At 66.8% G+C, this 26,859-nt stretch carries 24 protein-coding genes and 1 riboswitch; of the genes, 11 read left to right on the top strand and 13 right to left on the bottom strand.

What is annotated here, in order from left to right:
* Positions 1-4 precede the first annotated feature (4 nt).
* Positions 5-997 (bottom strand): glucokinase, encoded by a 993-nt coding sequence (locus H3H36_RS19510; RefSeq protein ID WP_182219762.1) that lies wholly within the window; start codon positions 995-997, stop codon positions 5-7.
* A 221-nt stretch (positions 998-1,218) separates the two neighbouring features.
* Here H3H36_RS19510 and sodB point away from each other — a divergent pair, with 221 nt between their 5' ends.
* Positions 1,219-1,797, top strand: a complete 579-nt coding sequence (gene sodB, locus H3H36_RS19505; protein ID WP_182219761.1) for a superoxide dismutase [Fe] — start codon at positions 1,219-1,221, stop codon at positions 1,795-1,797.
* A 94-nt stretch (positions 1,798-1,891) separates the two neighbouring features.
* Here sodB and H3H36_RS19500 read toward each other — a convergent pair whose 3' ends face one another.
* From H3H36_RS19500 to H3H36_RS19490, 3 genes are read right to left on the bottom strand one after another with little or no spacing between them, the layout of a single operon-like run.
* Positions 1,892-2,656, bottom strand: coding sequence for a hypothetical protein (locus tag H3H36_RS19500; RefSeq protein WP_229219998.1), 765 nt, complete (start codon positions 2,654-2,656; stop codon positions 1,892-1,894).
* A gap of 11 nt (positions 2,657-2,667) precedes the next feature.
* On the bottom strand, positions 2,668-3,381 hold the full coding sequence (locus tag H3H36_RS19495) for an ABC transporter ATP-binding protein (protein WP_229220006.1): 714 nt from the start codon (positions 3,379-3,381) through the stop codon (positions 2,668-2,670).
* A 28-nt stretch (positions 3,382-3,409) separates the two neighbouring features.
* Positions 3,410-5,926 carry an ABC transporter permease gene (locus H3H36_RS19490; protein ID WP_182219759.1) on the bottom strand — a complete coding sequence of 839 codons (2,517 nt, stop codon included), beginning with the start codon at positions 5,924-5,926 and terminating at the stop codon, positions 3,410-3,412.
* A 187-nt stretch (positions 5,927-6,113) separates the two neighbouring features.
* Here H3H36_RS19490 and mgrA point away from each other — a divergent pair, with 187 nt between their 5' ends.
* The 7 genes from mgrA to H3H36_RS19455 all read left to right on the top strand — a co-directional run bounded on the left by mgrA (position 6,114) and on the right by H3H36_RS19455 (position 13,078).
* Positions 6,114-7,154 carry an L-glyceraldehyde 3-phosphate reductase gene (gene mgrA, locus H3H36_RS19485; protein ID WP_182219758.1) on the top strand — a complete coding sequence of 347 codons (1,041 nt, stop codon included), beginning with the start codon at positions 6,114-6,116 and terminating at the stop codon, positions 7,152-7,154.
* A 317-nt stretch (positions 7,155-7,471) separates the two neighbouring features.
* Positions 7,472-7,771: a DUF4148 domain-containing protein gene (locus H3H36_RS19480; RefSeq protein WP_182219757.1), complete on the top strand. Its 300-nt coding sequence runs from the start codon at positions 7,472-7,474 to the stop codon at positions 7,769-7,771.
* 24 nt (positions 7,772-7,795) lie between these two features.
* Complete coding sequence (locus H3H36_RS19475; RefSeq protein ID WP_182219756.1) at positions 7,796-9,238, top strand: efflux transporter outer membrane subunit; 1,443 nt, start codon at positions 7,796-7,798, stop codon at positions 9,236-9,238.
* Positions 9,239-9,286: 48 nt separating this feature from the next.
* Complete coding sequence (locus H3H36_RS19470) at positions 9,287-9,784, top strand: MarR family winged helix-turn-helix transcriptional regulator (protein WP_182219755.1); 498 nt, start codon at positions 9,287-9,289, stop codon at positions 9,782-9,784.
* Between the two features lie 15 nt (positions 9,785-9,799).
* A complete protein-coding gene (locus H3H36_RS19465; RefSeq protein ID WP_182219754.1) occupies positions 9,800-11,941 on the top strand; it encodes an FUSC family protein in 2,142 nt (713 codons plus the stop codon).
* Positions 11,931-12,131: a DUF1656 domain-containing protein gene (locus tag H3H36_RS19460; protein WP_182219753.1), complete on the top strand. Its 201-nt coding sequence runs from the start codon at positions 11,931-11,933 to the stop codon at positions 12,129-12,131. The genes H3H36_RS19465 and H3H36_RS19460 overlap by 11 nt, the downstream gene beginning before the upstream one ends.
* Before the next feature lie 35 nt (positions 12,132-12,166).
* Positions 12,167-13,078, top strand: a complete 912-nt coding sequence (locus H3H36_RS19455; RefSeq protein WP_182219752.1) for an efflux RND transporter periplasmic adaptor subunit — start codon at positions 12,167-12,169, stop codon at positions 13,076-13,078.
* A 10-nt stretch (positions 13,079-13,088) separates the two neighbouring features.
* Here H3H36_RS19455 and H3H36_RS19450 read toward each other — a convergent pair whose 3' ends face one another.
* Both H3H36_RS19450 and H3H36_RS19445 read right to left on the bottom strand, forming a co-directional pair.
* Positions 13,089-15,359 (bottom strand): TonB-dependent receptor, encoded by a 2,271-nt coding sequence (locus H3H36_RS19450; RefSeq protein WP_182219751.1) that lies wholly within the window; start codon positions 15,357-15,359, stop codon positions 13,089-13,091.
* 162 nt (positions 15,360-15,521) lie between these two features.
* The gene (locus tag H3H36_RS19445; RefSeq protein WP_182219750.1) at positions 15,522-15,791 is read right to left on the bottom strand and encodes a type II toxin-antitoxin system RelB/DinJ family antitoxin; all 270 of its coding nucleotides are present in this window, start codon (positions 15,789-15,791) and stop codon (positions 15,522-15,524) included.
* A 132-nt stretch (positions 15,792-15,923) separates the two neighbouring features.
* Between H3H36_RS19445 and H3H36_RS19440 the strand changes: the two genes are divergently transcribed.
* Positions 15,924-16,859: a LysR family transcriptional regulator gene (locus H3H36_RS19440; protein WP_229219997.1), complete on the top strand. Its 936-nt coding sequence runs from the start codon at positions 15,924-15,926 to the stop codon at positions 16,857-16,859.
* Here the strand turns inward: H3H36_RS19440 and H3H36_RS19435 are convergent.
* The 6 genes from H3H36_RS19435 to H3H36_RS19410 all read right to left on the bottom strand — a co-directional run bounded on the left by H3H36_RS19435 (position 16,856) and on the right by H3H36_RS19410 (position 22,349).
* A complete protein-coding gene (locus tag H3H36_RS19435; RefSeq protein ID WP_182219749.1) occupies positions 16,856-17,434 on the bottom strand; it encodes an ester cyclase in 579 nt (192 codons plus the stop codon). The genes H3H36_RS19440 and H3H36_RS19435 overlap by 4 nt on opposite strands.
* A gap of 119 nt (positions 17,435-17,553) precedes the next feature.
* The gene (locus H3H36_RS19430; RefSeq protein WP_182219748.1) at positions 17,554-18,300 is read right to left on the bottom strand and encodes an SDR family oxidoreductase; all 747 of its coding nucleotides are present in this window, start codon (positions 18,298-18,300) and stop codon (positions 17,554-17,556) included.
* A gap of 18 nt (positions 18,301-18,318) precedes the next feature.
* Positions 18,319-18,603, bottom strand: coding sequence for a hypothetical protein (locus H3H36_RS19425; protein ID WP_229219996.1), 285 nt, complete (start codon positions 18,601-18,603; stop codon positions 18,319-18,321).
* A gap of 31 nt (positions 18,604-18,634) precedes the next feature.
* Complete coding sequence (locus H3H36_RS19420; protein WP_182219746.1) at positions 18,635-19,300, bottom strand: thiol:disulfide interchange protein DsbA/DsbL; 666 nt, start codon at positions 19,298-19,300, stop codon at positions 18,635-18,637.
* Positions 19,301-19,409: 109 nt separating this feature from the next.
* Positions 19,410-20,294, bottom strand: a complete 885-nt coding sequence (locus H3H36_RS19415) for a cobalamin-binding protein (RefSeq protein ID WP_182219745.1) — start codon at positions 20,292-20,294, stop codon at positions 19,410-19,412.
* A 63-nt stretch (positions 20,295-20,357) separates the two neighbouring features.
* Positions 20,358-22,349 (bottom strand): TonB-dependent receptor, encoded by a 1,992-nt coding sequence (locus tag H3H36_RS19410; RefSeq protein WP_182219744.1) that lies wholly within the window; start codon positions 22,347-22,349, stop codon positions 20,358-20,360.
* A gap of 83 nt (positions 22,350-22,432) precedes the next feature.
* Positions 22,433-22,664: riboswitch (cobalamin riboswitch) on the bottom strand.
* A gap of 121 nt (positions 22,665-22,785) precedes the next feature.
* On the opposite strand from H3H36_RS19410, the gene H3H36_RS19405 reads away from it, so the two are divergent.
* Entirely contained in the window at positions 22,786-23,601 is an 816-nt protein-coding gene (locus H3H36_RS19405; protein WP_182219743.1) for a DODA-type extradiol aromatic ring-opening family dioxygenase, read from the top strand.
* Between the two features lie 3 nt (positions 23,602-23,604).
* On the opposite strand, the gene ylqF is transcribed toward H3H36_RS19405, so the two are convergent.
* Positions 23,605-24,555: a ribosome biogenesis GTPase YlqF gene (gene ylqF / locus H3H36_RS19400; protein WP_182219742.1), complete on the bottom strand. Its 951-nt coding sequence runs from the start codon at positions 24,553-24,555 to the stop codon at positions 23,605-23,607.
* Positions 24,556-24,730: 175 nt separating this feature from the next.
* Here ylqF and H3H36_RS19395 point away from each other — a divergent pair, with 175 nt between their 5' ends.
* Positions 24,731-26,716 (top strand): OPT family oligopeptide transporter, encoded by a 1,986-nt coding sequence (locus tag H3H36_RS19395; protein ID WP_182219741.1) that lies wholly within the window; start codon positions 24,731-24,733, stop codon positions 26,714-26,716.
* Positions 26,717-26,859: the final 143 nt, after the last annotated feature.

Below are 26,859 nucleotides of genomic sequence, written 5' to 3'. Positions count from 1 at the left end.
CCGCTCAGCCGGCCGACAGCATGGCCGACATGCCGATCAGCGCCGGATATTTTTCCGTCAGGATGAAGGTGGGAATGTGGGACAGGTAGTCCGAAAAGCGCCCCTTGTCCTCGAAACGGGCGCGGAATCCCGATTGTTCGAAGAATGCGCGCATCTGCGGCACAATGCGCCCGCCTATATAAATGCCGCCTTTGGCGCCCAGCGTGAGCGCCACGTTGCCGGCCACGGTGCCCAGCATCTCGCAGAACGCGTCCAGCGTCTCCAGGCACACGGGGCAACTGCCTTGCAGGCCGCGCGCCATGATCTCGGCCGTGCCGATGTCCTCGGCCGCCACGCCGGCCCGCTCCGCCAACGCGCGGTAGGCCAGCGCGATACCGATCCCCGACACCAGCCGTTCGCTCGACACGTGGTGATGGTGGCGCCGCGCGTAGCGCAGGATGTCGATTTCACGCTCATTCATGGGCGCGAACGTGCCATGCCCGCCTTCGCTGTCGATCGCGATCCAGCGCTTGCCGGCCGGCACCAGTCCCGATACGCCCAGTCCCGCGTCCGGCCCCACCAGGCCGATGGTGGCGCCCTCGCGCGCCGCGCCGCCGCCGATCTGGCGCTTGTGATCGGGCGCCAGGTAGGGCAAGGCGCTGGCCAGGGCCGTGAAGTCGTTCACCACCACCAGCGATTTCAGGCCGAACTGGGAACTGACCGCCTCCACCGAGAACGACCAGTGATGGTTGGTCATGGTGACCCAGTCGCCGTCGATCGGGTTGGCGATGGCGATGCCGGCGTAGCGCGCCTGGTAGCCGCCCGCAGCCACCGTGGCCGGCTGCGCCAGGAAGCGCACGAGGGCCGCGCCCAGGGTGGGGAAATCGGCGCACTGCGCCTCCCACACGGCCTCGATCTGGCGCGGCGCCGTCTCCAGCGCGAAACTGGCGCTGGTGCCGCCGATGTCGGCCAGCAGGCGCGGACCGTTGCTAAAGTGCGAAAAAACATCCGGTTGCATGGGATTCCTTCGAGTTGCCCGCCGCGCCCGCCGTCCGGCCGCGTCGGCAGTGGCGATTATATGCGCCGGCCGGTTGCGGCCCAATTAACCATATTAACTGTAGTGTTTCTGTTGAGTCGCGGCAAACGCACGCATTCCTGCAGCGATGGCGCAACCGCTTTACAATGGTGGACGTTTCAGCAAAAATCACCCTCCGTCTCAATCCACCAAGGAATAAAAACATGGAACATACCCTGCCACCCCTGCCATATGCTATGGACGCCCTGGCTCCCCACATTTCCAAGGAAACGCTGGAATACCACTATGGTAAGCACCATCAAGCGTATGTGACCAACCTGAACAACCTGATCAAGGGCACCGAGTTCGAGAACCTGTCGCTCGAAGAGATCATCAAGAAATCGTCCGGCGGCGTGTTCAACAACGCGGCCCAGGTGTGGAACCACACCTTCTACTGGAACGGCCTGACCCCGGCCGGCAAAGGCGCACCAAGCGGCGCGCTGGCCGACGCCATCAACGCCAAGTGGGGCTCGTTCGACAAGTTCAAGGAAGAATTCACCAAGTCCTGCGTGGGTAACTTCGGTTCGAGCTGGACCTGGCTGGTGAAGAAGGCCGACGGTTCGGTCGACATCGTCAACACCTCGAACGCCGCCACCCCGCTGACCACGGCCGACAAGGCCCTGCTGACCTGCGACCTGTGGGAACACGCTTACTACATCGACTACCGCAACCTGCGCGCGAAATACGTGGAAACGTTCTTCGCCCTGGCCAACTGGGACTTCGCAGCCGCCAACTTCGCTTAATCGCGACGGCGACGGGCGGCCGCCTTGCGCGGCCGCACACTGCAGGCATGAAACAACAAGGGCCGCGTTCTCCGGAACGCGGCCCTTGTTGTTTTCAGGACTGCAGTTGCAGGGTTTTTACCACCCGGCTCTCGTCGCGCTCGCCGGCGCCCGAGGCCCGGTTGTAGCTTTCCTTGCGCACGGTGACGAGGCGGTCGCCCACCAGCGCATACACCTGCTGCTCCTCCTGCCGCGCCTCGAAGCGGATCACGATGAAGGCGCGCCCCGACTCGTGCTGGATCATGCGGCTGGCCAGCGGCGTGCCGTCGTCCGCGATCCACACGTACAGGTGGCCTTCATACTCCTTGACGTATTTGCGGTCACGGTCGCTCAGCGTGTCGATCGCCACGTCGAACGTCAGCAGGCGCGCTGGCTTGCCCTGGCAGGTGTCGGCCTGCTCAGCCTTCCACGCCGCCTTTTCCAGCACGCGCGACAGGCTGCTGGCGGCTGAAATCATGGGCCGCAAGTCGTTCGGGCTGAATTCGCGCGCCGCGTTCAGCGTTGGCGTGCGGGCGTTGGGGTTGCGCGCCTGTGCCAGCGATTCCGCATCCATGCGCGCCAGGATGTCCTTGCCGTACGCCAGATGCATGCCGCGCGCGCCGTCCTCGATGCCCACGCTGGCCTGGCCCTGGGTTTCCTCCGCATCCTTGCCTTCGCCCAGGCGGCGCCACGTCTTCGTGTCGAGCATGGCCTTCAAGGGCACCTGTTCCTGCAAGCGCGTCAACGCCGACTTGAGGTCGGCCAGGCCATCGGCGTGCGCCGCCTGGCAGCACAGGCCTTGTGTCAGCACGGTGGCCAGCACCGTCATCATCCATCGCATCGTTCGTCCTTTCATGGTTGTACGGCGCTGGCCAGGCGGCCAGCGCGCATGTGCAGGGTGCGGCCGCAACGGGCCGCGATCGTCATGTCGTGCGTGACCAGCACCAGCGTGGAGCCGTGCTCGCGGTTCAATTCGAACATCAGCGCCATCACCGCTTCGCCGCTGGCCGCATCGAGGCTGCCGGTCGGCTCGTCGGCCAGCAGCAGCGGCGGCTCGCACACGAAGGCGCGCGCCAGCGCCACGCGCTGCTGCTCGCCGCCCGACAGGTAGCGCGGGTAGTGGCGCAGGCGCGCGCCCAGCCCGACCCGCTCCAGCATGCGCTCGGCCTTGGCGCGGGCCTGGCTGTCGCCACGCAGCTCCAGCGGCAGCATCACGTTTTCCAGCGCCGTCAGGTGCGCCAGCAGCTGGAACGACTGGAATACAAAGCCCACGTGCTGCTGGCGGAACTGGGCACGACCATCTTCGTCCAGCGCGAAAATGTCGGTCTGTTGCAGTTCGACCGTGCCGTCCGTGGGCAGATCCAGCCCCGCCAGCAATCCCAGCAAGGTGGACTTGCCGGAGCCCGACGCCCCCACGATGGCCACCGTTTCGCCGGGCAGCACCGTGAAGTCGATGGCGTGCAGGATGGTGAGCGCGCCGCCCGCATCCGTCACGGTCTTGCCCAGCCCACGCACGGCGATGGCAGGCTGCAGCGCCTGCGCGGCGGCGGCGCGGGCGAATTCCATGGTTGTCATAGTCACTCTCTCCTGTGCATTAATTGGATCGCAGACCCAGCAACGGCGGCTGGTTCAGCACATTGCGCAAGCCCAGCCAGCCGCCGGCCAGCGCGCAGGCCGCGCCGGCCGCCATGCCCACGGCCGGCAGCAACGGCGACCAGTCCCAGGCCAGGTGGAAGCTGTAGCGCGACAGCGCCCAACTGGCCAGCGTGGCGCCGCCGGCGGCCAGCAAGCCGGCCAGCGCGCCCGTGAGCGCATGCTCTATCCATTGCGCCCGGACCAGCCGGCCGCGCGTGGCGCCCAGCGCGCGCAGCAGCGCCGCCTGGCGCGCGCGCACGTCGTGTGAGCCGGCCAGCGCGGCGTACAGCACCAGCACGCCGGCGGCCAGCGTGAAGGCGAACAGGAACTGCACCGCCGCGACGGCCTGCGCCAGCATGCGTTGCAACTGGCGGAGGATGGCGCGCACGTCGATCACGGTCAGGTTGGGAAAATCGCGCGCCAGCCGGGTGCCGAACAGCAGGTCATCGGCGGGAACGTGGACGGCCACGGCCCAGGTGGCGGGCAGGCCGCGCATGGCCGACGGATGCATCAGCAGCAGATTGCCAATCTGGTGGGCGCGCCAGTCCACCTTGCGCAGGTTGGCCACGCGCGCCTGCAGCGGCTGGCCCGCCACATCGAACTGCATGGTGTCGCCCGGCTTGAGCTTGAGATCGGCGGCGAATTTCTCCTCGATGGAAATGGCGGGCATGTCCCCTGCCTGGCCTGCGCCGTACCAGCTGCCGGCCGTCAGCTTGTCGGTGGACGGCAGCGTGCCGGCATGGCCGATATCGATTTCGCGCTCCAGCATTTCGCGCACGCCGCGCGCCCCGTCCTTGCCGCCGCTGCTGACCACATCCAGCGCATCGCGGCCGTTGATGCGCAGCAGCCGCGCGCGCGTGAGCGCTTGCTGCTCCGGCGCGCCGTAAGCACGCAGGCGCGCATCGATCGCATCGCGCTGGTCGGGCTGGATGTTGATGACGAATTGATTGGGCGCGCCAGCGGGCGTGGCCCGCAGCCACGCCGCCAGCAGGTCGGCACGCACGATGGTCAACAGCAGCAGCGCCGTCAGGCCCAGTGCCAGCGCCGTCACCTGCAGCACAGCGGCGCCGGGCTGGCGCAGCATGTCGGTGACGGCCAGGCGCCATGCCGCATGGCTGAACGCGCCGCGCGAGCGCTTGAGCAGCGCCAGTCCCAGCCAGGCCAGCAAGCCGAACGCCGCACCAGCGATGACGAAGGCGGCGCCCACCAGCACGGCCAGCATCGCATCGCCGGTCTGCCATGCGAGCAGGCCGCCGAACATGGCCAGTCCCAGCACGTACGCGCCCAGCGCGCGGGGCTGCGGCGGCGCCGCCTCGCGCCGCAGCAACCGCAATTGCGGCACGTTGCGCAACTGGAGCACGGGCGGCAGCGCGAAGCCCAGCAGCAGGATCAGACCGGCCGCCATGCCTTGCAGCGCGGGCCTCCAGCCCGGCGAGGGCAGACCGGCCGGCGCCAACTGCCCCAACCAGCCCACCAGCGCGAAATGACAGGCGTAGCCCAGGCCCACGCCGATGGCGCCGGCGAGCAAGCCCACCAGCAGGAATTCCAGCAGATACAGGCGCGTGAGCCGGGACTGGGTCAGGCCCAGGCAGCGCAGCATGGCGCAGGCGTCCAGGTGGCGGCGCACGAAACGGCGCGCGGCCAGCGCCACGGCCAGCGCCGCCAGCAGTGCGGTGAGCAGGCTGGCCAGCGACAGGAACTGCTGCGTTTGATCGAGCATCTCGCCGGCGTCGCCCCGTTTCGATGCGAAGCTGTTCAGCGCAACCTGCTTGACGGGTGCGGCCGCCATGCGCTCCCTGGCCCAATGCTCGTAACCGCTCACCTGCTGCGCCGGCCCGGCCAGCAGCAGGCGGTGGGTAGCGATGGCGTGCGCTTGCAGCAGTCCGGTAGCCGCCAGGTCGCTGCTGGACATCATCACGCGCGGCGCCATGGTGAGCATGGCCATGCGGGCATCCGGTTCGGCCGTCAGCACCTGGGCCACCGTCAGGCTGCGTTCACCGACGCGCAGCACCGAGCCCACGTGCAGGCGCAGGCTCGCCTGCAGCGTGGCGTCCACCCAGACCGTGCCCGGCGCGGGCGGCGTTTCGCTGACGGCGTCGCCGTCCTGCAGTTGCACGCGCAGGCGCCCACGCAAAGGATAGGCTTCGCTCACGCTCTTGAGCGCCACCAGCGTGGACGCGGCCTGTTCGCCCTCGCCCACAACGGCCATGGTGAACAGCGATACGGTGTCGGCGCTGCGCAAGCCACGGCGCTGCGCTTCGGCCAGCCATGCGCCGTCCAGTGGCTGGTCCGATTCCAGCGCCAGGTCGGCGGCCAGCATCTGGTGGGCGTCGCGCTCCAGGCCGGCGCGCATGCGGTCCACGAAAAAATTCACGGTCGACAGCGCGGCCACCGACAACGCCAGCGCCAGCAGCAGGAAGCGCAGCTCGCCGGCGCGCCAGTCGCGCAGGGTCATGGAAAACGATAATCTGAACATGGCGTGATCGCAGTTGGCAGGAAGGCAATCATCGCAAAGCGCGGTGAGGCACGCGCCGCCTATGCGACAAAACGCCGATAGCGCGGACAGTCTGCAAGACGGCGGGAATGAGCGGCGACGAGCGTACGACGGTCGCCGCCGGCCCTGTCTATAATCGACCTCACGAACAACGACTGGAACCGACGCCATGACCTACCACGCATCCCGCCATCGCTACGAGGCCATGCAGTACCGTACCTGCGGCCGCAGCGGCCTGAAACTGCCGCTGATGTCGCTCGGCCTGTGGCATAACTTCGGCGACACCACCCCGCTGGCCACCCAGCGCGACATGCTGCGCACGGCCTTCGACCTGGGCATCACCCACTTCGACCTGGCCAACAACTACGGACCGCCCTACGGCACGGCCGAAACCAATTTCGGCCACCACCTGCGCGCGGACTTCCTGCCCTACCGCGATGAGCTGATCATCTCCACCAAGGCTGGCTGGGACATGTGGCCCGGCCCCTACGGCCAGGGCGGCGGCTCGCGCAAGTACGTGCTGGCCAGCCTGGACCAGAGCCTCAAGCGCATGGGCCTGGACTACGTGGACATCTTCTATTCGCACCGCTACGACCCGGACACGCCGCTGGAGGAAACCATGGGCGCGCTGGCCACGGCCGTCCAGCAGGGCAAGGCGCTGTATGTGGGCGTGTCGTCCTACTCGGCCGAGAAGACGGCCGAGGCGGCACGCCTGCTGGCCGAATGGAAGGTGCCATGCCTGATCCACCAGCCGTCGTACAACATGCTGAACCGCTGGATCGAGACGGAAGGCTTGCTCGACACGCTGGGCCGCGAAGGCATAGGCTGCATCACGTTCACGGCGCTGGCCCAGGGCATCTTGAGCGACAAATACCTGGACGGCGTGCCGGCCGACGCGCGCGTCAACCGGCCCGGCGGCGGCTCGCTGCTGCCCTCCCACCTGAGCCCGGAAAACCTGGCCCGGGTGCGCGCGCTCAACGACATCGCCGCCGCGCGCGGCCAGACGCTGGCCCAGATGGCGCTGGCGTGGGTGCTGCGCGATGCGCGCATCACCTCCACCCTGATCGGCGCCAGCAACAGTGCGCAGATCCGCGAAAACGTGGCGGCGCTGCAGAACCTGCGCTTCAGCGCCGAGGAACTGGCCGCCATCGACGCCTGCGCCCAGGAAGGCGGCATCAACCTGTGGGCCGGTTCGTCCAGCCACCGCTAACACTGCACCGTCCTGCCGCCGCGCCACCTCAGGCGCGGCGCCCCTCCCCCCGCCGCCGGCCGCACGGGCCGCCATCTCCCCGCTTCTTTTCACCTCATCAACAAATCCTATGAGACCGATAGGAACATTTAATTTACAAATGAAATATTCACGACTATAATTTACCTCAATGAAGCAAATGCAGGGAATGCAGCAAGTTCGTTGCTCGCTGTAACGCTTAGGCGACCGGTCAGTGGCATCCGGCCTGCAAGTCAGTTGCGCCACATTTTGCAAGCCCGCCGGCGCCGCCGACGCTTGCCTCACCCAGGAGAACCACCATGAACGCCAAACAACGCATCACCGCCGCCCTCACCATCGCCGCCGCCTTCGCCGCCACCGGTGCCTATGCCCAGGCCGAGTCGTCCACCGCCGCGCAAACCACCGCCACCGCTGCCGCCGCGCCGGCCACCCAGGCGAACACCGCCGCTGCCGCCGTCACCACCGCCCGCCCCGCCGCCACCGGCCTGACCCGCGCCCAGGTCATCGCCGAACTGCTGGAAGCCCGCAAGAACGGCACCATCCCGGAAACGGAAGCCGATTTCGACGTGGCCCAGACCAAGAAGCATTTCGCCAAGTAATCGCGGCCTCACCACCACGCCATCATGCAACCGTCCCGACTCGCCGCCGCCGCCACATTGGCGCTAACCCTCGCGGCCTGCGCCGACATGGGCGGCATCGCGCCCCAGGCCCGCAAGATCGACGCCACCAGCGTCAACGCGGGGTCGGCGATCAACGGCGCCATGGCGAATGCGGCGTGGCCACGCGAGCAATGGTGGGAAGCGCTGCAAGACCCGCAGCTGAACCGCCTGGTGGCCAGTGCGCTGGCCGATAACCCCAGCCTGCACGCGGCCCAGGCGCGCGTGCGCCAGGCGCGGGCCATGGCCGGCGTCACCGAGGCGGCGACCCTGCCCCGGGTGGACGCCGCCGCCAGCGCCCAGCGCGAGCTGTTTTCCGCCAACGCGCTGGTGCCGCCTCCTTTGGCCGGCAACTACGCCTGGAACAACACGGCCATGCTGTCGGGCTCCTACGACCTGGACCTGTGGGGCCGCGACCATGCGGCGCTGGCTGCCGCGCTGGGCGAGGTGCAACTGGCGTCGGCCGAGACGCAGATGGTGCGGCTGGCGCTGGCATCGGCCATCGTGCGCAGCTACATCCAGCTGGCGCTCGACTACACGCTGCAAGACAGCGCGGCGGCCATGCTGGCGCAGCGCGAAAAGCTGCTTGAACTCACGCGGCGGCGCCACGCGGCCGGACTGGCCAGCGCCATCGACGTGACCAATATCGAAACCACGCTGCCAGCTGGCCGGCGCGAGCAGGAGCAGATCGGCACCGCCATCGCCCTGCGGCGCAACCAGCTGGCGGCACTGATCGGCAAGGGACCGGGCGACGGCGAGTCGATCGCCCGGCCCGGGCTGACCCTGGCGCCGGACCATGGCGCCGCGCTGGCGACGGGATTGCCAGCCGCGCTGCCGGCAGAACTGCTGGGCCGCCGGCCCGACATCGCCGCCCAGCGCTGGCGCGTGGAAGCGGCGGCGCAGCGCATCAACGTGGCCAAGGCCGCGTTCTACCCGAACATCAACCTGACCGCGTTCGCGGGGGTGCAGGCGCTGGGCTTCGGCCACCTGCTGGAAGCCGGATCGGCCATGCGCGGCATCGCGCCGGCCATCAGCCTGCCCGTGTTCGAAGGCGGCCGCTTGCGCAGCCAGCTGGCCGGCCAGAGCGCCGTGTACGACGTCGCCGTCGAGCAGTACAACGCCACCGTGCTGCACGCGCTGGAGGAAGTGGCCAACGCCGTCACCCGCGACCGCGCCGAACAGGAACAGGCGCGCCTGAACCGGCAAGCGCTGGCCTCGGCCAGCCAGGCGCACCGGCTGGCCGAACAGGCGTGGCGTGCCGGCCTCACGGACCAGGTCAACGAGATCGCCGCCCGCCTCACGCTGTTGCAGGAACAGCGGCAAGTGGCGCAAGTGGCCAGCCGCCAGCTGGACAACTATGCGGAACTGATGGCCGCGTTAGGCGGAGGCGTGAAACTGGATTTGCCGTGACGCTTCGATAGTACAATCAAGCCTTTCGATTTCGCAGAGGAGTAGGCAATGAGCAGTTTTGAAGCGACTAAAAAGCGCCTGAAAAACATCCATGCCCGCGTGCCGGACTTCCCGGAAGACTTGATGCGCCTGATGCGCATGACGTACCACATCCAGAAACGGATGAAGGATTTGACCAATGCCGCGCTGCGCAAGTACGACCTGGTCGACGCCAGCTACATGGTGCTGGCCGTGCTGTACGGCTCGGACGATGAAATGTCGACCGCCTCCACGCTGGGCGAGGCTTGCATGGAAAAGCCGGCCAACCTGACGCGCGTGTGCAACGACCTGGAAGCCCACGGCCTGATCACGCGCGGCAACCGCCCCGGCGACCGGCGCTGCGTGATGATCGCGCTGACCGACGCCGGCCGCGAGCTGGTGGCCAAAGTGCTGCCCGAAGTGTGGCAAGCGACCACCCGCGCCTACGACGGCTACAGCCCGGAAGAAGTGGCGCAACTTGAAGGCCTGTTCAAGCGCCAGTTGAACAATTTAGAAAAACTCACATAAACGACAAACACCGCCATGATCCCCGCTCCCGCCACCGACCTTCCCCACCCGGCCAGCAGAGCGGAAAAAAAACTGGCGGCGGGTTTCATCAAGGAGCTGCGCGACTGGCGCGCCAGCGAAGGCGAACGCTGGATCTTCGTCGCCAAGGCCATGCTGGCCGCTTTCTCCGCGCTGTGGATCGCCTTCCGCCTCGGCCTCGATTCGCCCAACACGGCGATGACCACCACCTTCATCCTGGCCCTGCCCAGCAGCGGCATGGTGCTCGAAAAAGCCTTCTACCGTTTGCTCGGCACCCTGGTCGGCTGCACCAGCGCGCTGCTGATCGTCGCCATCTTCCCGCAACAGCCGGTGGCGCTGTTCCTGGCGCTGGCGCTGTGGATAGGCCTGTGCACGGCCGGTTCGGCCATGCACCGCAACCAGCAATCGTACAGCTTCGTGCTGGCCGGCTACACGGCCTGCATGATCGCCGTGCCGGCCATCGACCATCCCACCACCGTGTTCACGCTGGCCGTCACCCGCGTGACGGAGGTGGGGCTGGGCGTGATCTGCGCGGCCGTGGTGCACGACGTGCTGTTCCCCCGCCACCAGTCGCGCCAGGTGATGCGCACGGTGCAGGCGCGCTACGACAGCTTCATCGCGTTCTGCCAGCAGACGCTGGAACACAGCCTGTCGCCGGCCCAGATCGAGCTGCACCACCTGCGCTTCGCGGCCGACATCGCCGCGCTGGAATCGGGCCGCGCCGCGGCCTTCTTCGAAGCGGCCCACGCCCGCGCGCACACGCGCCAGCTGCACGCCTTCAACAATGCCTTCATGTCGGCGCTGACCACCTGCTACACGCTGCACCGCCTGCTGCGCCGGCTGCGCGCCCATCCCCCCTCGCCCGTGCTGGCCCTGATCGAACCGCTGCACGCGGCCGTGGCGGCGGCCTTGCGCGGCGACCTGGCAGGCGCGCGCATGGAGCACGTGCGCGCCGCCCTGGCACAACAGGCGGCCCAGGCGCAGGCCCAGGCGGACCTGCTCCAGCCTGAGCGCGCCGAACGGATCGCATTCGACACGGCGCTGGAACTGCTGGACCGCTTCGTGCGCGACATCGGCGCCTTCGCCGCCCTGTACCACGGCCTGACCCAGCAGCGCCAGCTGCAGGTCAGCGACCCCGTGGCCTACAGCCCGCGCACGCCGTCCGGCATCGTGCTGGCCAGCGGCGTGCGGGCGGCCGGCGCACTGCTGGCCGGCGCCACGCTGTGGTACTGGCTGGCCTGGCCGTACGCGGCCAATGCCATCATCATGACGGCCATCTTCTGCGCGCTGGCCTCGTCGTCGCCACGCCCCGTCGCGATGACGCGCCAGGTGCTGGCCGGCTTCCTGCTGGTCTGGCCGCTGTCGTTCCTGACCGAATACCTGCTGGTGGTGCGCGCCAGCGGCTACCCGATGCTGGTGCTGGCCGCCCTGCCCGTGTTCGCGCTGGGCAGCTATATGACCACCGATGCGCGGCGCGCGGGTGTGGGCGTGGGCATGAGCATGTTCGCCGCCCAGGTGATCGCGCCGCTGAACCAGATGCAATATGACGGCGCCGTCTTCCTCAACAACACGCTGGCCATGCCCATCGGCGTGGCGCTGGCCTGGGCCATCTTCGCCGTGCTGCTGCCCGAGCACACCATGGGCCAGAAGGACCATATCGCCACCGCCCTGTGGCGCGAGGCGCTGGCCACCTGCAAAGGGTCGCTGTTCCGCCGCAAGCACCGCTTCGACCACCGCGTGCGCGACCTGCTGAGCCAACTGAACGCCGCCGCCGGCCCCGCACCGGGCGCGCCCGCGCGCGCCGTCGTGCGCCAGGGCTTGACGCTGCTGGAGCTGGGCCATTCCGTGATCGAGATGCGCCAGCTGATCGCCGCCACCGAAGCGGGCGCCGTGCGCAACGCGCTGCAGCTGTGCGTGGACCAGCTGGCCGCCTACTTCCGCGCACCGGACCGCGCCAGCAGCGCGGCCGTGCAGTACGCCGTGCTGCAGGCCGGCCCGCCGATACGGGCAGCGCTGGCCGACGCCACGCCGGTGCGCCAGGTGCGCCTGCGCATGGCGTTGACGGACCTGCATTCCATCTACACCTCCTTGCTGGACCAGATGCCGCAAGTACCAGGAGACCAATACCATGCCACGTGAGATCGCCATTTTCGGCGTGCTGCTGCCAAGCTTGCTGCCGCTGTTCGTCGCCAGCCTGCTGCTGCAAGGCGTGCTCGATCGGGTGCTGGGCCACACCGGCCTGTACCGGCGCGCATGGCATCCGGCGCTGGTGCGGCTTTGCCTGCTGGTCTGCATCTTCGGCGCGCTGATCGTCACGCTGTACCAATAAACCGCTGTACCTCAACTATCGCTGGGAGAACCGCCTTGAGCGCATCCAAACTGTTTCGCTTTGCCCTGACCGCGCTGCTGCTGGCCGGCGCCATCTGGACCGGCCACCTGGCCTGGGACCACTACATGGAATCGGCCTGGACCCGCGACGGCCGGGTCAAGGCCGACGTGATCAACATCAGCGCCGACGTGGCCGGCACCGTGACGGAAGTGCGGGTGCGCGACAACCAGCTGGTGCGCCAGGGCGACGTGCTGTTCGTCGTCGATCCGGCCCGCTACCGCAGCGCGCTCGATCAGGCCAGCGCCGTGCTGGCGTCGCAGCAGGTGGAACGAGGCCGGCGCGCACAGGAAGCGCGGCGCCGCGCGGGTCTCGACAGTTCGGTGATCTCGGCCGAAAGCCGCGAAACGGCCGAAGCGGCGGCTGGCACGGCCACGGCCCAGTACCTGGCGGCGCAGGCCGCGCGCGGGCTGGCGCAACTGAACCTGGAGCGCACCGTGGTGCGCGCCCCCGTGACGGGCTACGTGACCAACCTGAACGTACACACGGGCGACTTCGCCGCCGTGGGCGCGCCCAAGCTGGCCGTGATCGACCGCGCCTCGTTCTACGTGGTGGGCTATTTTGAGGAGACCAAGCTGCCGCTGCTGCGGCCCAACGACCCGGTCGAGATGCGCATGCTGAGCGGCGACACACCGCTGCGCGGCCACATCGAGAGCGTGGCCCACGGCATCACCGACCGCGACGCCGGCACGGGCCACGAGCTGCTGGCCGACGTCAACCCGACCTTCAACTGGGTGCGGCTGGCGCAGCGGGTGCCGGTGCGCATCCACATCGACCAGGTGCCGCCAGGGCTGGAGCTGGTGGCCGGCACCACGTGCACGGTGGTGATCGGGGCCCACCCGGCGGCGGCGGCGCCGGCACAGGCGCAGCCCGAGCACCGCGCCGGCTGAACCAGACCGCTTAAAAGTCAGCCTTGACCGACAGCTGGACACTGCGCGGCGCCTGGCTGATGTACTGGTCGAACGCCGCCGTCTTGCCCGGCGAGATGGAGACGAACTCCTGGCGGTTGAGCAGGTTGAACACGTTGAACTGCAGCTTGAGCGTCTTGATGCCGGCGCCAGGATGCTGGAAGCGGTAGGCCACGCTCAGGTCCGTATTGCCATAAGCCGGCGTCAGGTACTGGTCGTAGGCGGCCGGCTTGGCGGGATCGTAGTCGACCTGGCGCACTTCGCCGGTGCGCTTGTAGATCAGCGACGCCGACCACGGGCCGGCGTTGTACAGCGCGCCCAGCGCGGCCGTCATGTCGGGCGAGCCGGAGATGGTCTTGCCCGTATCGTTGGCCGTGGCCTTGTTGGACGAGCCGTTCGCATACAGCGCCAGGCCATTGCCGACGGCCCAGGTCAACTGCCCTTCCACGCCCTTGTAGGTAACGCCGCCGATGTTGACGTAGGCCGCAGCCGTGCCACCGAGGCCGTTCGACACGTACTTGTTAGTGAAGTCGATGCGGTACAGGTCCACGTCCCAGGTCAGCACGTCCTGCTTGCCCACCACGCCCAGCTGGTAGTTGGTGGACAGCTGGGGATCGCTGCTGTTGCGGGTCGGGTCGGCAATGTAGAACGACTTCAGGTCCGGGATCTGGAAGCCCTTGGCGTATTGGGCATACACGGCGAGGTCGGCGCCGAGGCGCTGGTTGGCCGTCAGGAACGGCAGCGTGGCGTGGTAATCGACGGAGGTGTGCTGCGGCAGGCGCGTGCTCTGGTTCACGTCGGCGTCCACGGCACGCGTGATGCGCACCGCCTTCACGCCCGGCGTGACGGTCAGGCTGTCGGTCGCGGCCCACTCGAATTCGACGAAGGGCTGGAAGTTGCGGATGGTGGACTGCTGGTCGAACAGCACGCTGGGGAAGGTCACGGGGGCGGGCTTGGTTTCGCGCGGATCGCGCACGTTGAGCGTCAGGTCCAGGTCGTACTGGTGGCGGTCCGTATCCGAGTATTCGTACCAGAAGCCGGCGCGGCCTATGCTGTCGCCGAACTGTTTGCTCAGCTTGAAGATGTCACCGTACGCGCGGTACTTGTTCTGCTTGTCGATGCCGGGGATGTCCTTGTTGCCCGGCGCGCCAGCCTTGGTGCCGGGCAGCGTGGCGCCGGTCGGGTCGCTAGACGAGATGGTCTGGTTGTCGTAGGCGTAGGTATAAACCTGGTTGTCCGAGTTCACACCGTCGCCCCAGCTGGTTTCCAGCCGCAGGTAGCTGAAGTCCGTGTGCTTGGTGGTGTGGTTGTAACCCGTGTAGTTGAAGCTGGTGGGGTCGTCGTTCAGGCTGTAGTTCCTGCCGAATTGGGCGATCTGCGACAGCGTCGGGCCCTTCGAATTATCGGGCTGGACGTACTTGATCTCGTTGTCGGTGGCCACCACCGTGGCCAGCGTGTCGGTGCCGATGGCGCGCTGGAACTTGATGAAGTAGTTGTCGCTCTTGATGCTGTTGCCGGTCAGGTAGCCGTCCGACTTCAGGTGCTGGTAGTTCAGCTGCACGGTGGCGTTGCCGTAGTCGCGCAGGCGCCCGCTTTCGTACGAGCCGCCCAGCAGCGCCGTACCCCAGGTGCCGACGGAGCCGAACACACTGGCGCTCTGCGTCTTCGAGGCCTGCTTGGAGTACAGGTTGATCGAGCCGCCGAACGTGGCGTAGCCGAAGTTGCTGGCCATGCCGGGGCCGCGCTCGACCACCGCGCCGCCGATCACGGAACCGGGGAAGAACGAGGTCGAGTGGTGGGCCGGGTTGTTGGTGTCGCCCCAGGGGATGCCGTCGAAGGTGATGTTGTACTGGTCGTCGCCAAAGCCGCGCATGGTGGTCTTGGTTTCGGACAGGCCGGGGCCATTGGCCGAATCGCCTGACATGCTGGGCGCGATATTGACGATGCGGCTGTATTCGGCCGTGGGCGCCACCGACAGTTCGATGAATTCGCGCGTGATGATCGATTGCGGTTCGCTCGCCTGCATGCTGGCCTGGGTGGGCGCGACGGACGATGCCGATCCCTTGGCCGTTTCATCGGCGCGGTAGGCGCCGGCCTTGGCCGAGACCACCACCGTCGCGGTGGCGGTGGCGCCGACGGCGGCAGCGGCGGCGGCGCCTTCGGCATCGGGCAAGCTATCGGCGGCGGTGGCGCCCATGTGCACCAGGGCGAGAGCGACGAGGGAGGCGAGTTTGCTACGGGGGAAGGCGCGATTCGGGGTCATGATGGCGGTCACTATGGAAATGTAAGTTACACGTTGGTAAAACGTGCAACGCTACCCACCAAATATGACCGCGTTATGTTGAATTCATGGCATTTTTATGACAATTCAGCAAGAATGCGACAGTGGCCACGCGCCCATTTTTCGGCTGGGCGCTGTCATTCCTCAATCGTCGTCGGCCTCCAAGTCGGCCATCAGCGCGGTCACGTTGGCAAAACGTTTGCCCTGTCCGGCTTCCAGCTCGGCGATTGCCTTGCGGGTCGTTGCGTTCGGGACCTTAACTTCAAATGGCAAGCGGCGTTCATCCGCTATGCGCAGCATCAGTAGGCGAATTGCGTCCGAAATAGATAATCCCATTGCTTCCAGCGCTTCAGCGGCACGGTTCTTGGTGTCGGTGTCGATGCGAGCACGTACGTAAGTATCCGCGTTAGCCATAGTGTCCTCTTGGTCTTTCTTGAGCAATTGTAGTCACACTGGGATTACATTACAAAAATAAGAGGCTTCTGAGTCGCCCCCTGAGCCGGCCCGCAATTCGTCGGTAGAATGGCGCACTCGCACAGGAGCACCATGAACGATATCCACTACGCGGGCGGCATGGAGCGCTTTGGCGCCATCCGCCTGTTCCTCGACGCCGCCCGGCTGGGCAGCTTTTCCGCCGCCGGGCGCTGCCAGGGCTTGTCGCCGGCCGCCGCCAGCGCCGCCATCCAGCGCCTGGAGACATCGCTGCAAACGAAGCTGTTCGAGCGCACCACGCGGCGCCTGCGCCTGACCGAGGAGGGCCAGGTGTACCGCCACTTCAGCGAACAGGCGCTGGCGCTGATGGCGGAGGCCGAAGCGGGCCTGCGCGCCGGCGATGGCGCCGCGCGCGGCACGGTCAGCATCTCCGCGCCGTCTGACCTGGGACGCAATCTGCTGCTGCCCATGCTGGCCCAATTCCGCGCGCTGCACCCCGAGGTCCAATACGCGCTCACGCTGAGCGACACCCCGGCCGACCTGGTGCGCGACGATATCGACCTGGCCATCCGCTACGGCCAACTGCCCGACAGCGACATGGTGGCGCGGCCGCTGGCGGCCAGCCGGCGCGTGGTGTGCGCCGCACCGGCCCTGCTGGCGCGCTGCGGCGTGCCCGACACGCCGGCGCAACTGGCCGAACTGCCCACCATCGTGCTGGCGACGGCCCACGGCCCCATGCACGACTGGCGCTACACGGACAACACCGGCGGCAAACGCCGCGCCGCCTCGGTGCGCGTGCGGCGCTACCTGCAAAGCAATGATGGCGAAGTGGTGCGTCGCTGGGCCGTGGACGGCCAGGGCTACGCCTGGAAATCCATCCTCGACATTGGCGAGGACTTGCGCGCTGGCCGCCTGCGCACGGTGCTCGACGATTACTTCACCGACGGCGCGCCGCTCAACCTGCTGTACCACCGCCATCGCTTCCAGCCACCGCGCATCGCGCTGCTGGCCGAATTTCTGCAAGAGCGTTTCAGCCAGCTCAGGATTTAAGGACGGATCACGCCCATCTGCCGCAACAGCGCCAGGTTGTCCTCCAGGTGCCAGTTGTCGGCGATGCGGCCGTCGGCCACGCGGTACAGGTCAAACGCCTGGAAGTCGATGGCCTGCCCCTGGCCTTTGACCTGCCCGAACTGGCCCGTGAAGTGGCCCGTGAAATGCAGGCGCACCACCACCCGGTCACCGGCAGCCACCATGTCCGTCACCTCCGCCGCCAGGTCGGGCACGGCGGCGCGGAAATTGCGGGAAGCCTGCAACGGGCCGGCCGTGCCCTGTTCGCGGCCTTCCGGCAAGGTACGGTCGATGAAGCCGGGCGCCAGCGCTTGCTGCGCATAGGCGGGATCGCCACTGTTCCAGAACGCGGCGTAACGGCGCGCGGCCAGCATCACCGCTGCCAGTTCCGGCGTGGTGGCAGCGCTGAACACGCGCGCCGGCGCGGGCAAGTTGGCGGCCGGGCTGGCGACATCGGCCACCGCAGCCACGGCAGGCACAGCGACCATGGCGGCCATCGGTGCGGCGCACAACAGGCCGGCGAGCGTGAGGGAATTGGAAAGGTGGGAATGGGACATCGGCAGCTCCTCGCAAGAATGAAGGTCAAGTGCACAGCGCACGAACCGCATTCTGGGCGCGCCGGCCCCTTTTGATAATCGGGCCGGCGCTTGAAGGAGCTACCTGTTTTGTTTGAAGATCAGCGCGCGCCGGCGGCGTCGATGAAGGTGCCGCTGACGTAGGACGACTGTGGGCTGAGCAGCCACAGGATGGCTTCCGCCACTTCTTCCGGCTGGCCGCCGCGCTGCATGGGCACGGTGGCGGCCATGCGTTCGACCCGGCCGGGATCGCCGCCGCTGGCGTGGATTTCCGTATAAATCAAGCCGGGCCGCACGCAGTTGACGCGGATGCCCTCGGCCGCCACTTCCTTCGACAAGCCCAGCGTCAGCGTATCGACGGCGCCCTTGGAAGCGGCGTAATCGATGTAGACGTTGGGCGAGCCGACACGCGAGGCGCCCGACGAGACGTTGACGATGCGCCCACCCTGCCCGCCGCGCGCGGTAGACATGCGCAGCACGGCCTCCTTGCAGCACAGGAAGTAGCTGATGACGTTGGTGGTGAACACGCGGTGCAGCCGCTCGACCGACATCTCCGTCAGCTTGCACTGCCGCTCCAGCACGCCGACGTTGTTGACGAGGGCCGTGATGGTCCCCAGTTGCGCATCGATGGTGGCGAACAGGCGCTGCACGTCCGCCTCCACGGCCACGTCGGCCTGCACGGCGATAGCTTCGCCGCCGGCGGCCACGATGCGCTCACGCAGCGCCTCGGCCGCACCGGCGTCGGCACGGTAGTTGATGCAGACGGCGTAGCCGCGCTGGCTGGCCAGCAGCGCCGTGGCCGCACCTATCCCCCGGCCGCTGCCGGTAACGAGCAAAACTTCTTTCATCGTGACCGACTCCAGATTCTACTCAGGCTTCACGTGGCGCAAGGCATAAGCGACGTTCTGCCACCAATGCTCGCGCGCATGCACCGTTTTCAGGCATTTGGTGTCGACCTCGCCCTTGAAGACGGGATCGGCGCATTGCCTGGTCATCAGTGCATAGCGCAGGTTCTCGGCATTCGAGAGCGCGATCGTGAGCCAGATGATCAGGCCGATCGCGATCACGAGGATGCTCCACGCGATGTGGTTGACGTAGCTGTATTCGTACAGGGTGTTGATGTCCGGCTCGGACTCCCTGTACATCTTCATGACGCCTTTTTCTACTTCGTTTTCTTCCATGTTATTTCTTGGCTGCTTTCTCCGCGCTGGTTTTGGCGACCAGCATGTCCATCACCTGGAACAGCGCCGCGTGCGCGGCCGGGACGCTGGACTGGCCATGACCGGCCAGCGCTGGCGAGGTGGTGTAATGACCGTCGATCACGATGCTCGGCGAGCTGTCGAGCTTATACTCGCTGACCAGCTGCATGGACCGCTTCATCTTCGTTTGGACCGCGAACGAGTTGAAAAATTCCAGGTACTTCGTTTTGTCCACGCCGTTTTTCGTGACGAAATCGAGCAAACCCTGGTCCGTGTTCAGGCGATTATGCTCCACATGGATGGCGTGGAAGATTTTTTCGTGCAGGCCGTTGCCCAGCGCGTTCATCGCTTCCAGCGTGGCGAACGCGTGCGCCTGCGGCTCGGTGACGTTGGGCGCCATGTGCAGGCGGCGGAACACGATCTTGTCACCCTGCTTCTTGACCCAATCGTTGAGTGCCGGGTCGAGCGCGTTGCAGTGCGGGCAGTGGTACATGAACACTTCCACCACTTCCACCTTTTTGCCGGTGTCGGCGCGCACCGGGGTATCGAGCGTCATGTAGTCGACACCGCTCTTGAAATCGGCGGCGACAGCGCCGGAAGCGGATGCCACAAAGGCGACGGAAGCAAGCAAGAGACGCAGTAAGCGCATAACGATCCTTCATGAATGAGTAGCAAACGCCGGCAGATTACCACTTTTTCCCCGCCGTTTTGGGGCCGGAATGCAAAAAACGAAGCTTCGCGCGGGAATTAAGCCCGTCCTAAGGCCGGCGGCGGCGCGCCGTCTCCAATTTTTCACACAGCTGGGTTGCCGCGTCGGCGATGCGCGGCGTGGCGCGGGTCAGCATGTCGCCGTCGAGCGCGAACAGGTTGCCCCGCTTGACGGCCTGCATGCCTGGATACTGCTTCCACAAGTAGATGCCCGCTTCGGGCTGGCCGGCCCGCTCGCTGCCGATGATGGCTTCGGGATTTTCCTGCAACACGGCCTCGGTGCTGACGGACGGCGCCACCACCTTCTGCGCGGCGAACACGTTCTGGCCGCCGCACAGGCGTATCACATCGCTGGCGATATGGTCGCCGTTGAGGGTGAACAGCGGTTTGTCCCAGATCTGGTAGAACACCCGTACCGGCGGGCGCCGCGCGTAGGCCGACGACAGCGCGGCGATGCGGGCGCGGTAGTCGCGCGCGGCGGCCTGCGCGGCGGGTTCCGTGCCCAGCAACTGGCCCAGCCGCGTCAGGCTGGTGGCCACTTCATCAAGCTTTTGCGGCTCGCTGTAGAACATGGGCACGCCCAGGCTCTTGAGCTGGTCCAGCTGGCGCGCCGTGTTCCCGCTTTTCCACACCACCAGCAAATCGGGCTTGAGTGCCAGGATGCGTTCCATGTCGATCTGCTCGTTGCTGCCTACCTGCGGCACGCGCTTGGCCGCTGCCGGGTAGTCGCTGAAGTTCATGGCGCCCACCAAGCGCTCGCCGCCGCCGGCCGCGAACAGCAGCTCGGTGATGTGGGGCGCCATGGCGATCACGCGCTGGGCGGGACGCGCCAGCGTGACGGTGTTGCCGGCGTCGTCACGCACGGTGATGGCCGCGTGCAGCGGAGTGCACAGCAGCGCCAGCGCGCCGGCCAGGGTTCGGTGTGGGAAGTGCATGACGGTTATCCGATGATGAAAAAAGCGCCGGATGCGGGGGCATCCGGCGCTGGCTTGCTGCGCTTAGAAGTCGTAGCGTGCGGCGACCTTCAGCTGGCGGCCGTCACTTGGGTAGATGCTGCCGCGGCACGCGAACGCTTGCGAGAAGTAGTGCTTGTCCGCCAGGTTCAGGCCGGCGACGGACAGCTCCCACTGGCCCAGCTTGCGGGCATAACGTGCGTCGAAGGTGGTGAACGATGGCATCTGGGCCGAGCAATCGTTGCTGAAATCAGCACCGTAACGCTGCTGGTCCACCCACTGGGCGCCGATGTCGGCGCTCTGGCCATCAGCAGGCGTCCAGGCCAGGCGGGCCGTGACGATATTCTTCGGCACGAGCACCATTTCGCGGCCGGCGTTCACGCCTGCGCGGAAGGTGGCTTTCACGTGCTGGTAGTGGCCGATGACGGTCCAGTCAGGCGCCACCCTCGCTTCGCCATCGAGCTCGAAGCCTTCGCGGCGGGTCGGGTCCAGGTTGGTGTTGGCGCCATTGCCGTGATTCAGGGTCGGATCGAAGAAGATCTCGTTGGCCACGTTGCTGCGGAAGATGCGGGCCGTGATCTTGCGTGCGGCGTCGCCATAGCTGGCGCCCAATTCCAGGTCATGCGATGTCTGGGACTGGAGCGGTTTGCCCGTTGGCGTTAAGGTGTTTTCATCCGCGTTGGCCAGGCGGTAGCTCTGGCCGGCCTTGGCGAACGCTTCCAGCGCGGGCAGTACGGCGTAGCTGCCTTGCAGTTCCCACGCGTTCAGACCTTGCACGATGTTGTACTGGCTGCCGAAGCCGTCGTTGTAATCCTTGTCGAACAATTCACGGCGTACGCCGGCGGCCAGGCGGCCGTTGTGGGCGGGATCGAACTTGATCTCGTCACGCGCGTAGATGGCCTTGGAACGCTGGGTCGCCTCCACGTGCGAGGAGTAACCGCTGGCATCGGCAATGGTCACGCGATTCCAGCGCATCAGGTCCAGGCCAGCCACCACTTCGTTGGTCATGCCGCCAATCTCGCCCAGCTGGCGCAGGCGGGGCGAGAACTGGGTTTGCTTGCTGGTGGCGTCCGCCGCGTACACGCCGTAGGACGAAACGAACGTTCCCTTCGACGTCTTCTCACGGTGCGACAGTTCGGCTGCCAGATCCAGGTTGCCGATGCGGCGCGTGATGAAGCCGGTGAGACGGTCGCTGTCGAGCGAACCGAAGTCGTTGGGCGTGAAGGTCTGGCGTGGGTTGGCGTTGAACTGGTCTTCGCTGAGCGAACCGGCGAAACGCATGTCCTCGCGCGCGCCTTCGTAGCGGAAGCCCATGCGGCCTTCCTTGCTGAACCACTGCGCGCCGGCGCTCACGTCGACCTGCTTGTAGTTGTTGTTGGCGCGGTAGTTGTCGTTATGGCGCGCATCGACGGCGCCGTCGGCGGCAAAGCCATCCCAGCCCTGGTGCACGGTGCCGCGCAGTTCGCGCTCGCGGAACTGGCCCACTTCCGCCGTCATGCTGCCGCCGGCGCTATGCGCCACGGGGCGCTTGGTGACGATGTTGATTACGCCGCCGGTCGCGCCTTCGCCATACAGCACGCTGGCGCCGCCGCGGTTGATCTCGATGCGTTCCACCGTCTCGACGGGAATGGTGGACAGGATCACATTCGACAGTTCGCTCTCCGACACGCGCACGCCGTCCACCACCACCACCAGGTTCTGGCTGCTGTTGGTGCCAAAGCCGCGCAGGTCCAGGCCGAAGTCCGGGCTGCCATCGAGGCTGTTGCGGCCGTACACGCCGCCGATCTTGCGGATGGCGGCGTTGACGTCGCTGACGCCGGCGCGGCGGATTTCGTCGGCCGTGATGACGGTAGCGCCGATCGGCGCCATGCCTGCGGCCGCGTCGAAACGGGCGCCCGTGATGACGATGGGCGCCAGCGACTGGCCAACGGCGGTTTGCGCCAGCGCGGGCACGGATGCGGCGAAGCAGAGGGAAACGGCAGCGGCCAGCACCAGCGGCTGCGACGCCGGCAGGCGGCGGGTAACGGAGATTTGCATGTCAGATCTTTGTTGAATGGGCATCCGCCTGCGTCCCCGCAAGCCGGAATAAACCGGATGGCGCGCCGGCGCCCTGGGCGCAACGCTCATCCACCTGTCTGGCCGGTATCCGGGCTTGCAAGTCCGACTGGCCCACCTTCCTACGCCGTGCGTAGTGGTCATTGAGCCAGCCTGCCGGCCGCGGGGAGCGGTCGGCGCTTGTTTACCGTTGCGGGGGCAGCACACCTTGGCCGTGATCGCTGGGAGCGGCCTCGTGTTTCCCGTTTAACTGCGCACGTGGTCACGCGCGCGGGCACCAAAACCCCGGCATTATACCCGCGGCTATGATGCAGACGCTCATCATTAACAAAAGCTGAATGGTCCATCCACAGTTGGACGATTGAATACTTGAGTACGCAAGCATATAGTCAAGGCTTACCGAGTCTGGAGACTGCCCATGCAAGCGCACCCACTACCCACCTATTTCCTGTCCCACGGCGGCGGCCCCTGGCCGTTCATGAAAACGGAATTCGGCCATACCTACGACGCGCTCGAGTCCTCGCTGCGCGACATGCCGCGCCAGCTGGGCACCACGCCCAAGGCCGTGCTGGTGGTGACGGCACACTGGGAGGCGCGCGAGTTCACCGTGTCGGCCAGCGCCCGGCCGCCCATGATCTACGATTATTACGGTTTCCCGCCCCACACCTACGAAGTGCAGTACAACGCGCCCGGTTCGCCGGAACTGGCCGCGCGCGTGAAGGCGCTGCTCGACGGCGCGGGCCACGCCACCATGCTCGATACGGAGCGCGGTTTCGACCATGGCACCTTCAGCGCGCTGTATCCCGTGTATCCGCAGGCGGATGTGCCCATCGTCCAGCTGTCGCTGCGGCATGGCCTCGATCCGCTCACCCACGTGGAGGCGGGACGGGCGCTGGCGCCGCTGCGCGAGGAAGGGATACTGATCGTCGGCAGCGGCCTCAGTTACCACAACCTGCGCGCCTTCAACGCCCAGGGCGCAGCGGCCTCGCACCAGTTCGACGGCTGGCTGCGCGCCACCATGGCGCTGCCGCCGGCCGAGCGCACGGCCCAGTTGCTGGCATGGGAAAAGGCGCCGGCCGCGCGCATGGCGCACCCGCGCGAGGAACATCTGCTGCCGTTGATGGTGGCGCTGGGCGCGGCCGAGCAGGAAGCGGCGGCCATGCCGTACCACGAGGATGCGTTCTTTGGGGCGCTGGCCGTGTCGAGCTTCCGCTTCGGCCAGGCGCTTGGGTAACGGTCAGGTGCCGCGCTTGCCGTTGGCGGCGGCCTTGGCTTTCTCGGCCGCCAGCGCGGCGGCCTTTTCCGCCTTGGCCGCCATCTCGGCGGCGTGCTGTTCCAGACGCTCCTTGCGCGTATCCGGCGTTTCCAGCGACACGCGGCCCAGCGCGCCGCTGCGGTAGTCGCCCAGGAAGGTGTGCGCCGCCTTCTCGAAATCGAGGTCGCCGCCCTTCTGGCGGAAGCCGCGCCGCGCAGCCACGCCTTCCACCACGCCAATGCCGTCCATCTGCTCGATATCCTTGAAGCCGTAGCGCGCCACCAGCAGCTGCGGGTAGTGCTTGAGCATTTCCTCGCCCAGGAACACGGCCACCTCCTCCTCGATCAGCGCGTTGGAGCCGATGGCGTGGCTGGCGGCCAGCATCAGGCCATCGCTGGCCATGGCGATCTTGGGCCACAACATACCGGGCGTATCGACCAGGATGGTGTTCTTGTCCAGGTACAGCTTCTGCTGCTGCTTGGTGACAGCCGGTTCGTCACCCACCTTGGCCACGCGTTTTTTCAGCAGCGCGTTCATCAGGGTCGATTTACCGACGTTGGGAATCCCCATGATCATGATGCGCAGCGGCTTGGTGGGCACGCCGCGGTGCGGCGCCAGCGACTTGGCCAGCTCCGGAATGCGCGCCACTTCGGCCGGCTTCTTGGTCGTCATGGCGTAGGCCGTCACGCCTTCCTGGGCGTTGTAGTAGGCCACCCAGGCCGCCGTGGCGGCCGGATCGGCCAGGTCGGTCTTGTTCAAAATCTTCAGGCACGGACGCTGGCGGAACTTGCGCAGCTCCTCCACCATCGGGTTGCAGCTGGCCTCGGGAAGCCGGGCGTCGACCACCTCGATCACCAGATCGGTGTTCTCCATCTGTTCCGCCGCCTTCTTCTTGGCGGCGTTCATATGCCCCGGATACCATTGGATTGCCATGCTGTTGCCTTCAAAATCGTTCGAACAATCCGCTATTTTACAGGCTGCTCCGGCTGCCGCCACAAAGTCTGCTTGCCGTGGCCATCACAGTTGTATAGATTAGCCGCAATGTCGGATATGATGTCGGCTTTTCTTGTCGTTTGACAAATATTACACAACCATCGGAGTGTTGAAGATGAGCGTTGCAGCACCATCCAATCCCAAGGAAATCACCCTGCGCGGGGTGATCCTGGGCATCCTGATCACCCTGATCTTTACCGCCGCCCAGGTCTACCTGGGCCTGAAGGTGGGCCTGACGTTCGCCACCTCGATCCCGGCGGCCGTGATCTCGATGGCGCTGCTGAGCGCCTTCAAGGACGCGTCCATCCAGGAAAACAACATCGTCCAGACCATCGCCTCGGCCGCCGGCACGCTGGCGTCGGTGATCTTCGTGCTGCCTGGCCTGCTGATGATAGGCTGGTGGGCGCACGTGCCGTTCTGGCCCACCTTCGGCGCCTGCGCCATTGGCGGCGTGCTGGGCGTGATGTACACCATGCCGCTGCGGCGCGCCCTCGTGTCGCAGTCCGACCTGCCCTATCCGGAAGGCGTGGCGGCGGCCGAGGTGCTCAAGGTGGGCATGGCCTCGCGCGCCGGCGCGGCCGAGGGCAAGGCCGGCCTGTGGGCCATGATCTGGGGCAGCGCGGCGTCCGCGCTGTTCGCCGCCGGCAGCGCCGTCAAGGTGATGGCCGGTGAAGTGGCGATCTACTTCCGCACCGGCGGCGGCGCCACCGGCATCGGCGCATCGAGCTCGCTGGCCCTGATCGGCGCCGGCCACCTGATGGGCATCACGGTCGGCATCGCCATGCTGGCCGGCCTGGTGATCGCCTGGGGCATCCTGGTGCCGCTGATGACGGCCGCCCAACCGGCCGTGGCCGGCATGGAAGCGGCCGACCTGGCGCTCAAGGTATGGTCGTCGGACGTGCGCATGATGGGCGCCGGCGTGATCGGCGCGGCCGCGCTGGTGACGCTGGCCGGCCTGGCCAAGCCCGTCATCGGCGGCCTGAAGTCGGCACTGGAAGCGTCGCGCCGCGCCAAGCAGGATGGCGCCGTGATCGACCGCGCGGAACAGGATCTGCCGATCTTCATCGTCGGCCTGGTGACCATGCTGTCGATGGTGCCGGCCGGCTGGCTGCTGGCCAGCTTCCTGCAAGGTGGCGTGCTGGCGTCGCTGTCCACGCCGCTGGTGGTGGTGGGCGTGGCCTACATCCTGATCGCCGGCATGTTCGCCGCCGCCGTGTGCGGCTACATGGCGGGCCTGATCGGCGCTTCCAACTCGCCCGTGTCGGGCATCGCCATCCTCACCATCCTGGGCGCGGCCGTCAGCGTGGGCGCCGTGGGCCGTGGCCTGATGGGACCGGACGTATCGACCGCGCTGGTGGCGTTCTCGCTGTTCGTCACCACCGTCGTGATGGCCGTTTCCGTGGTCGGTAACGATAACCTGCAGGACCTGAAGACGGGCCAACTGGTGGACGCCACGCCGTGGAAACAGCAGGTAGCCCTGATCGTGGGCGTGATCGCCGGTTCCTGCGTGATCCCGCCGGTGCTGGAGCTGCTCAACCACGCCAACGGCTTCACCGGCGCGCCGAATCTGGACGCCATCTCGTCCCAGCCGCTGCCGGCGCCGCAGGCGACGCTGATCTCCACGCTGGCCAAGGGCGTCATCGGCGGCAACCTGCCATGGAGCCTGGTGCTGTGGGGCGCGCTGATCGGCCTGGGCCTGGTGGTGGTGGACTTCGCGCTGAAAAAAGCCAGCAACGGCAAATACAGCCTGCCACCGCTGGGCGTGGGCCTGGCCATCTATCTGCCCAGCTCCGCCACCTCCCCCGTCGTGGTGGGCGCCGTGGCCGGCTACCTGTTTGACCGCATGGTCGAGCGCAAGGCCGGTGGCGAGACGGCCAAGCGGCTGGGCGTGCTGGTGATGTCCGGCTTCATCGTCGGCGAGAGCCTGTTCAACGTGGCGCTGGCCGGCATGATCGTCCTGTCGGGCAAAGGCGAGCCGCTGGCCATCACCAACGGCTTGAGCGAGGCGCAGGGCATGCTGGTGGCGCTGGTGGTGGGCGCCATGCTGGTCGGCGGCCTGTATCGCTGGTCGGCCAGGAACGGCCGCCAGGTCACGGCCTGACACAAAACCACAAAACCGGGGTCACCCATTAGCCAACCAGCGTCAAGTCGATAATACTGTCCCGGCGCCTCGATTTTATCGAGGCGCAATTTCTTGCCTGCCTTAGCCGCAAACGCTTGTCGCGCCCGTTTTCTCAGTACTTG

The organism is Rugamonas fusca (assembly GCF_014042365.1).
GTDB lineage: Bacteria > Pseudomonadota > Gammaproteobacteria > Burkholderiales > Burkholderiaceae_D > Rugamonas > Rugamonas fusca.
Note: the sequence above shows the minus strand (reverse complement) of the source record. Positions and strands in the feature narration are given on the sequence as shown.

Coding starts and splice junctions, on each gene's coding strand:
- H3H36_RS19395 (WP_182219741.1), top strand. CDS start 24,731: ATGAGCGTTGCAGCACCATCCAATCCCAAGGAAATCACCCTGCGCGGG.
- H3H36_RS19480 (WP_182219757.1), top strand. CDS start 7,472: ATGAACGCCAAACAACGCATCACCGCCGCCCTCACCATCGCCGCCGCC.
- H3H36_RS19475 (WP_182219756.1), top strand. CDS start 7,796: ATGCAACCGTCCCGACTCGCCGCCGCCGCCACATTGGCGCTAACCCTC.
- H3H36_RS19510 (WP_182219762.1), bottom strand. CDS start 997: ATGCAACCGGATGTTTTTTCGCACTTTAGCAACGGTCCGCGCCTGCTG.
- H3H36_RS19500 (WP_229219998.1), bottom strand. CDS start 2,656: ATGCGATGGATGATGACGGTGCTGGCCACCGTGCTGACACAAGGCCTG.
- H3H36_RS19425 (WP_229219996.1), bottom strand. CDS start 18,603: ATGAAGATGTACAGGGAGTCCGAGCCGGACATCAACACCCTGTACGAA.
- H3H36_RS19440 (WP_229219997.1), top strand. CDS start 15,924: ATGAACGATATCCACTACGCGGGCGGCATGGAGCGCTTTGGCGCCATC.
- H3H36_RS19430 (WP_182219748.1), bottom strand. CDS start 18,300: ATGAAAGAAGTTTTGCTCGTTACCGGCAGCGGCCGGGGGATAGGTGCG.
- H3H36_RS19445 (WP_182219750.1), bottom strand. CDS start 15,791: ATGGCTAACGCGGATACTTACGTACGTGCTCGCATCGACACCGACACC.
- mgrA (WP_182219758.1), top strand. CDS start 6,114: ATGACCTACCACGCATCCCGCCATCGCTACGAGGCCATGCAGTACCGT.
- H3H36_RS19415 (WP_182219745.1), bottom strand. CDS start 20,294: ATGCACTTCCCACACCGAACCCTGGCCGGCGCGCTGGCGCTGCTGTGC.
- H3H36_RS19495 (WP_229220006.1), bottom strand. CDS start 3,381: ATGGAATTCGCCCGCGCCGCCGCCGCGCAGGCGCTGCAGCCTGCCATC.
- H3H36_RS19405 (WP_182219743.1), top strand. CDS start 22,786: ATGCAAGCGCACCCACTACCCACCTATTTCCTGTCCCACGGCGGCGGC.
- H3H36_RS19470 (WP_182219755.1), top strand. CDS start 9,287: ATGAGCAGTTTTGAAGCGACTAAAAAGCGCCTGAAAAACATCCATGCC.
- H3H36_RS19460 (WP_182219753.1), top strand. CDS start 11,931: ATGCCACGTGAGATCGCCATTTTCGGCGTGCTGCTGCCAAGCTTGCTG.
- H3H36_RS19490 (WP_182219759.1), bottom strand. CDS start 5,926: ATGTTCAGATTATCGTTTTCCATGACCCTGCGCGACTGGCGCGCCGGC.
- sodB (WP_182219761.1), top strand. CDS start 1,219: ATGGAACATACCCTGCCACCCCTGCCATATGCTATGGACGCCCTGGCT.
- H3H36_RS19450 (WP_182219751.1), bottom strand. CDS start 15,359: ATGACCCCGAATCGCGCCTTCCCCCGTAGCAAACTCGCCTCCCTCGTC.
- H3H36_RS19465 (WP_182219754.1), top strand. CDS start 9,800: ATGATCCCCGCTCCCGCCACCGACCTTCCCCACCCGGCCAGCAGAGCG.
- H3H36_RS19410 (WP_182219744.1), bottom strand. CDS start 22,349: ATGCAAATCTCCGTTACCCGCCGCCTGCCGGCGTCGCAGCCGCTGGTG.
- ylqF (WP_182219742.1), bottom strand. CDS start 24,555: ATGGCAATCCAATGGTATCCGGGGCATATGAACGCCGCCAAGAAGAAG.
- H3H36_RS19420 (WP_182219746.1), bottom strand. CDS start 19,300: ATGCGCTTACTGCGTCTCTTGCTTGCTTCCGTCGCCTTTGTGGCATCC.
- H3H36_RS19435 (WP_182219749.1), bottom strand. CDS start 17,434: ATGTCCCATTCCCACCTTTCCAATTCCCTCACGCTCGCCGGCCTGTTG.